Origin of the sequence: Lysobacter sp. 1R34A (assembly GCF_051217035.1) — a bacterium.
Lineage (GTDB): Bacteria > Pseudomonadota > Gammaproteobacteria > Xanthomonadales > Xanthomonadaceae > Lysobacter.
The window spans coordinates 1-6,464 of sequence record NZ_JBPKJP010000154.1; the positions used below are offsets into that span (position 1 = coordinate 1).

The following is a 6,464-nucleotide window of genomic DNA, read 5'->3' on the forward strand; positions in this document are numbered from 1 at the left end:
CCGCGCTACCGGCCGGGCCGGACGCCGCGGCGCCGGCGGCCGAGGCCGTCGACGCGGTGCGGCCGGCCTGGGTCTGCGCGAGCCACTGCACCGCTTCCAGCAATTGACCGCCGCCGAGCTTGGCCTGCGCATCGTTGCGCGGCGTGGGCGCGGCGTAGGCGACATTGCGCAGGCTGGCGCCGGCGAACGAGCCCGAGGCCCGGGACGATGCGGCGAACGCATCGCCGGGCGCACCGAGCGCCGGCTGACGCGCATCGTGGCGCGACCACATCAACACGGTCGCGCAAGCCGCCGCGAGACCGAGCACGGCGAAGGTCTTGCTGGAGGGGAGCTTCTTCATTCTTTGTTTTCCTGTTCGTGTGATTGCAAGCACGGAACACCGTCGCCGACGGGCGCAGACCCGCGGCCGACCAAGGCGAAGACCTGGTTCCGGCGAATGGAAACCTCGATACGAGCCGCGTAGGCGCAACGCGCTTCGAACCGGCTCACTGGATCAAACGTGGCGCGCGATTCATTCCCCTACCGCGGCGCGGCAGTTTTCATAGAACGAATCGCAATGACGTCCCGCATGGGGGACCGGCGCGAACTTGCGTTGATTCGCGCATGGGCGTGAACACGATGTGGCGCACGACCGGATGCGATCGTTCATCCGTGACAGTGTTGTCCGGCATTTATGTTTCGATCGAAACCGAACCCATGACGTTCGTCGATGGATGTGCCGGTTCGTACGGCCGAACGGCCCTGGACGGACCGTCGCCGCAACGACGCCGCCGCGTCACGCAACGAGGCCGCGTCCCTTCCGGACGCGGCCTCCTCTGCCCTGCCTGCAGTATCCGCGCGGCCCGCGGGGTTAACCGAGGTCGTGCAGGATATTGTCCGCCGCCTGCAGCGCCAGCGCGGCGATGGTCAGGGTCGGGTTGGCGGTGGCGGTGCTCGGGAACACGCCGCTGCCGACCATGTACAGATTCGGATGGTCCCAGGACTGTTGCCGCGGATTGAGCACCGAATCGCGCGGAGCGGCGCCCATGCGATAGGTGCCGATGATGTGGCCGGCGCCGTAGAAGGTGAAACGGTCGCCCTCGTACTCGAAAGTGCTGGCCGTCGCTGCGGGGCCGCTGGTTTGCGCCTCCGGCGGCGGCTGGGTGTATTCCTTGGCGCCGAGAGTATTGAAGATCAACGTCGAGACTTGCTTGGCGGAAACGAAGGCATTGCGCACGTAGTCGTCGCGGATGCGGTAGGTCACCGCCGGCCGCGGCAGGCCGAGATGGTCGCGCAGTTCCGACAACTGCACCCGATTGTCCGGATCGGGCAGTTGCTCGATCAGATAGCCCAGCCGCAACTGTCGCACGTAGATCGCGTTGAGCGTGTTCGCCAGTTGGGTGCCGAACAACCTGCTGAAGGGCGGCAGGTTCGGATTGAAACGCAGGGGCTCGCTCTGCTGGTTGAGCGAGTTGCCGTTCAACTGCGTGTTGTTCTGTCCGAAGATGAAATCGGCCAGGGTGGTATTGGGATCGTTGGTCGCCCAGTTCCAGCCCTCGTTGCCGATCTCGATGCGATAGGCCGCGCGCCGGCTGCGGAACGCGCCGTCGCGCGCCGCCTCGATGCCCGAGGTCGACAGGGGCCCGCGGAAGGCATAGACCGGATCCTTGGCCAGGCCCCAGGCCAGGTACATGACATGGTCCATGAGGTTGCGGCCGACCTGGTCGGAGCTGTTGGCGACGCCGTTGCTCCAGCCCGGATTGTTTTTCGACATCAGCAACAGCTTCGGCGTCTCGATCGCGTGCGCGGCCAGCACGTAGCGCTTGGCCGTCGCCGTGCCGGTGCCGGTGGACGGCCCGGTCTGGCTGTCGTAGGTGATGTAGTCGATGCCGCTGACCTGGTTGCCGTCGAGGCGGATGTTGCTCGCCACGGACTTGTATTGGATCTGCACGTTGCCGGTCTGCAAGGCCTGGGCCAGGGTCACCGAGCCGTCGTACTTGGCCTGGATCGGGCAGATGGGAATGCAGTTGGTATTGCCGGCGCACTGGCGGCGGTTGCCCGGCCGGGAGTTGCGGCCCTGCGGCGTCGGCGTGACGAACAGCGGAATACCGTCGACCTTGAGCGTGGTGACCGTCTGCGCGTACAGCGCGTCGTTCATCGACTGCACGATGCCCGGCATCGGGAAATCGTAGTTGTCGCCGTACACGCCGCTGGGCTCGACGTTGAAGGTCTTGTACAGATCCACCATCGCCTGCTTGTCGGCGGATACGCCGATCACCTCGGTGGCCTTGCGGTAGTACGGCAGCAGCCTGTAGAAGAACTGCGATCCGCCGGGCCAGTCGACGCCCTGGCCGTACTGGGTCTTGAGCCGGAAGTCGTTCGGCAGGTTATTGAGCGAAGTACCCAGCCAGTGCCAGGTGGTGCCGCCGGCAACACGCTCATAGGAGCTGCCGAAAGCGAAAGTCAGTTCCGGACTGTCGGGCGCCAGGCCCGGTTTCGGAGCGTCGTAGACGAAGTAACTGATGTTCGGGTCCTGCCAGGCATTGATCTGCAGCACCGTATAGCGCGGCGTGTTGAGGCTGGACGGATCGGGTTGGCCGAGCGGGTTGTCGGCGGTGGCGGCGACGGCGCCCTGGATGGTCGGCGGGTACGGCGACTCGGGGGTCTTGGCGTTGGAGGTGAAGAAGGTCTGCAGGTACTCCTCGCGGCTCTTGGGCACCGGCGGCCCGCCTTCGAGGATCAAGACCTGCTTGCCGGCCTTGCCGAGCTGGTAGGCGACGATCGAACCGGCGATGCCGGAGCCGACGATCACCACGTCGAAGCCGCCCGAAGGCGTGACGATGCTCATACCGGGTTCTCCAGGTAGGCGCTCAGCGGCGGCGGCGGGTTGGCCCAGTAACCGTAGTGGTAGGTGGTGCTGCCCATCGGATGCGACTGCATCACCCGCCACACCAGGCCCTGGATGTAGCTGTCGGCCGAGATCACCTCGCTGAAAGTCTGGCCATGAGTGGCTGCAGGGGTGTCGATCACCGTCGGCCAGGCGCCGGCATACCACAGGAACAGCAACTGCCGGCACGGAAATTCGAACTCGGGCTTGTTCGCGAACAGCAGTTCCACCACGCGCTCTTCGCGATTGGGCGGATTGCCCGTGAGCTTGTTGTCGATGCTTTGGTACCACGCCAGGATGCTGTCGGCCTCTCCCTTACTCACGCGATCGCGGAACGTCGCCAGATAGACCGGCGTCATGTTGGTGCTGTCGTCGGGCGCCAGCGCTTCGCGCTTGAATCCGGTCAGGCCGACGCTGAGGCTGATGAAAGTGTCCATGGGGTCCATCGAAAGGCTCCTTATTGCGCGCGCTGCAGCAGGTAGGTGAAGTCCGAAGCCATGCCGTTGGTCATGGTGGCGTTGTTGTGGCAGCCGATGCAGCTCGACGAGCCCTGCGGCGTCTTGCCCTGGATGTAGGTCTCCAGGGTCGCGTTGGCGAGGAAGGCCGGCGCCGGCGTGCCGCTGGGGTCGATCGGGTTGTTCGCCTTGGTCGGCCACTGCGTGCTGATCAGCTGGTAGTTGGCCCATACCGAGTTCGCATTGGCGCTGCGCAGCAGGGACTGGTACTGGGCGTTGAGCTTCTGGGTCGCATCGGTCAGCGGAATCTCGCGCACCACCTGGGTCGGCTGGGTGTAGCTCGCGTTCGGGTTCCACGGACGCGGCGGCGGCTCGTTGGCGAGGCAGGCGGTGCAGCTCTTGTCGAAGAAGTTGTAGCTCGGCTTCGACTGCGGCTCGCCCAGGCTCGGCGCGTTGTCGACGTGCTCGAAGGTCGACCACACCCACTGCGGCGCGTCCTTGGTCTTGTGCACGATGTGCAGGCCGACCAGCCCCATCGTCTGCGACTTGCACGAAGCCGACACGCCTTCGTGCTCGCCCGGGTTGGTATAGACCAGGGCCTTGATGGTGTGGAAGCGGCTCGTGTCGTCGTTGCGGCCCATCACCTTCCACGAGGACTTGATCATGATCGCGCCGACGTTGCTCGGCGTCTGCGGCTGGGCGAAATCGGCCGGCTTGTTGAAAGCGGCCTGGCCGGCCTTGCTGTACAGCCCGTCCTTGACGATGCGGTCGAACATGTCCCGGTTCATCATGATCGCGAAGCGCACGTACTGGCCGTTCTGGTCGATCAGCGGGCCGGTCTCGAACGGCTCGGCGCTTTCGTCGAGCACGTTCGGGGTCTTGCCGACCTGGGTCAGGTTGAGGGTGCCGCTCCCCACGCCCTTGCACACCTCGGGCGGCGGCGAATCGGTGCCCCACGCCGGCGGCGCGGCGCCGCCGGGCAGGAAGACCTCGCGGCTTTCCTTCCAGTTCTCCCACACCGTCGGCAGGTTCGCGCCGATGGTGGTGCTCGTGTTCGGATTGCCGTTGGCGTCGGCGGGCCAGTTCACCGCGACGAAGGTCTGCCACGACAGCAGGTCGAAATCGCCCTGCAGGTCCTGCAGGCTCGGGTTGCCCTGGGGCACGTCGACGTCGAGCGGGATCTGCCAGCTCAGCGGCGGCAAGGCGGCCTGGGAGCGGATGTCCTCGCGCGTCAGCTTGTCGTGCGGCTCGGGCTTCACGCCGCTGTCGGCGCAACCGCCCAAGGCGATCAGTACTGCGGACGCCGTCAGCATCAGACGGCGGCGGTATCGGTATGTCATGGCCTGGCCCCTGCTCCTTGGTCGAACGAAGCGAAGGCTTTCGCTTCGTCGCGGTGCAGGCAGCGTCCCTGTGTCGATGTATTGCGATTCCATGCCGACGAACCCGGCTTGGCTGGCGATCGCAATCGCTGGCTCCACTCGCATCGAGCGCAGACGCTACCGGTGCGTCGCGGGCAAAAATGCGACGCGGCCGGCAAAAGAAAAATATCCGCGGTTTATTTGCGTTCGCGCCGACGATGCTGTCCTGCGCGGCGCTTCGTTTGCGTTACCGCATACAGCGCACGCTTTGGCTGCGTGCGCGTTAGCGAACGCGAACCAGGGTGAGCGAAGGTGAGTGTGCGCGAGGAACGCCTGCATGGCAGTGCAATCGCTCGGCATCGGCGGGCCAGGCCAATCGCAACGATCGAGCATCGCGTTCCAGCCCGGACGCATCTGGCCGGCCTCGGCTCATGGCTCGCAGGCATCCGCGCTGCGACGACGCGCTGCGACGAATCGATCCGACCGCTCAGCTCTGCGGCGCGCTGCGCGCCTGCACCACTTCCGCGCGCGGCGGCGCGCCGAACAAGCGCTTGTACTCGCGACTGAACTGCGAGGGGCTCTCGTAGCCCACGCGGTGCGCGGCGACCACCGCCTCGACCCCGTTGACCATCATCAACCGCCGCGCTTCGTGCAGGCGCAACTGCTTCTGGAACTGCAGGGGCGACATCGTGGTCACCGCCTTGAACTGGTGATGCAGGGACGAGGTGCTCATGTGCACCTGCTCGGCCAGAGCCTCGATGCTCAGTGGTTGCAGATAGCACTGGCGCAGCACCGCGACCGCCTTGGCGATGCGGTTGGAGCGGCTGTCGCTGACGGTCAGCGCGCGCAGGCGGTGGCCCAGGTCGCCCATCAGCACCCGGTAGAAGATCTCGCGCAGCGCCAGCGGCGCCAGCACCGCCAGGTCCTGCGGCGTGTCCAGCAGCCGCATCAGGCGCAGCACCGCGTCCATCAGGGTCGTGTTGACCCGGGCCGCGTACAGGCCCAGGTCGGCCGACTGGTGGCCGCCGTGGCCGCGCTCGGCCAGCGGTTGCCCGGCGTCGACCAGCAGGCGGGCGATCTCGGCCGGGTCGATGTCGATGCGCAGGCACAGATAGGGCTTGTCGGGGGTGGCCTCGACCACCTGGCCGATCATCGGCAGGGTCACCGACACCACCAGGTAGTTGAGCGGGTCGTAGTGGTAGGTGCGGTCCGACAGGGTCACCACCTTGCGGCCCTGGGCGACGATGCACAGGCGCGGTTCGTACACCGAGGGCGAGCATTCGGTCGGCGCGCTCATCCGGATCAACTGCAGGGCGCCGACCTCGGTCGGGTGCACTCCGTCGCCGTGCGTTAATCGGGCAATCCGGTCTACCAGTTCGGCCAGCGCCGCACAGCTCCCGCGTTGGGCGATCGATTCTGCGGAAGTATTGGCGTTCATGGCTTCCCGTCGACTATCGGGTTGCGGCGATTATCGGCACGAATCTGGCCGCAGACTGTGCCGCTTCGGCCGAATTGCAGGATTGGGCAATGATGCGACAGTAATGTACTAACGCGTCGGCGACCCAGCGACTAAGTTATGCCCAATCGCCCGCCGGTGGCCACGGCCAAACTCCGGCGGACGGCCAGTCCGCGTTCGACCCCGCCGTCCTGAACAGGGTGGCGGCCGGCGTCGCGGGCGCCGGCCCGGGAGCGGGCCGTGCGGACCGGCGCAGCAGGCGCCAAGCGGGTTCGTCCCAGCAGGCCGGAGGCCGACCGCCACCGGGCGGATGCCGCGAGATCGGGCGC

General features: G+C 66.4%; 5 protein-coding genes. All 5 read right to left on the bottom strand.

The genetic code is table 11. From position 1 onward, the window contains the following. Positions 1 to 340, bottom strand: a 340-nt coding sequence (locus ACSAMQ_RS19550) for a hypothetical protein (RefSeq protein ID WP_435397258.1), incomplete at its 3' end; no start/stop codon positions are given. Between the two features lie 510 nt (positions 341 to 850). Beyond that, positions 851 to 2,827, bottom strand: a complete 1,977-nt coding sequence (locus ACSAMQ_RS19555) for a GMC family oxidoreductase (protein ID WP_435397259.1) — start codon at positions 2,825 to 2,827, stop codon at positions 851 to 853. After that, positions 2,824 to 3,312 (bottom strand): hypothetical protein, encoded by a 489-nt coding sequence (locus ACSAMQ_RS19560; RefSeq protein WP_435397260.1) that lies wholly within the window; start codon positions 3,310 to 3,312, stop codon positions 2,824 to 2,826. The genes ACSAMQ_RS19555 and ACSAMQ_RS19560 overlap by 4 nt, the downstream gene beginning before the upstream one ends. An 11-nt stretch (positions 3,313 to 3,323) precedes the next feature. Continuing rightward, complete coding sequence (locus tag ACSAMQ_RS19565; RefSeq protein WP_435397261.1) at positions 3,324 to 4,661, bottom strand: hypothetical protein; 1,338 nt, start codon at positions 4,659 to 4,661, stop codon at positions 3,324 to 3,326. Between the two features lie 505 nt (positions 4,662 to 5,166). Further along, positions 5,167 to 6,015 (bottom strand): AraC family transcriptional regulator, encoded by an 849-nt coding sequence (locus tag ACSAMQ_RS19570; RefSeq protein ID WP_435397262.1) that lies wholly within the window; start codon positions 6,013 to 6,015, stop codon positions 5,167 to 5,169. Positions 6,016 to 6,464 lie beyond the last annotated feature (449 nt).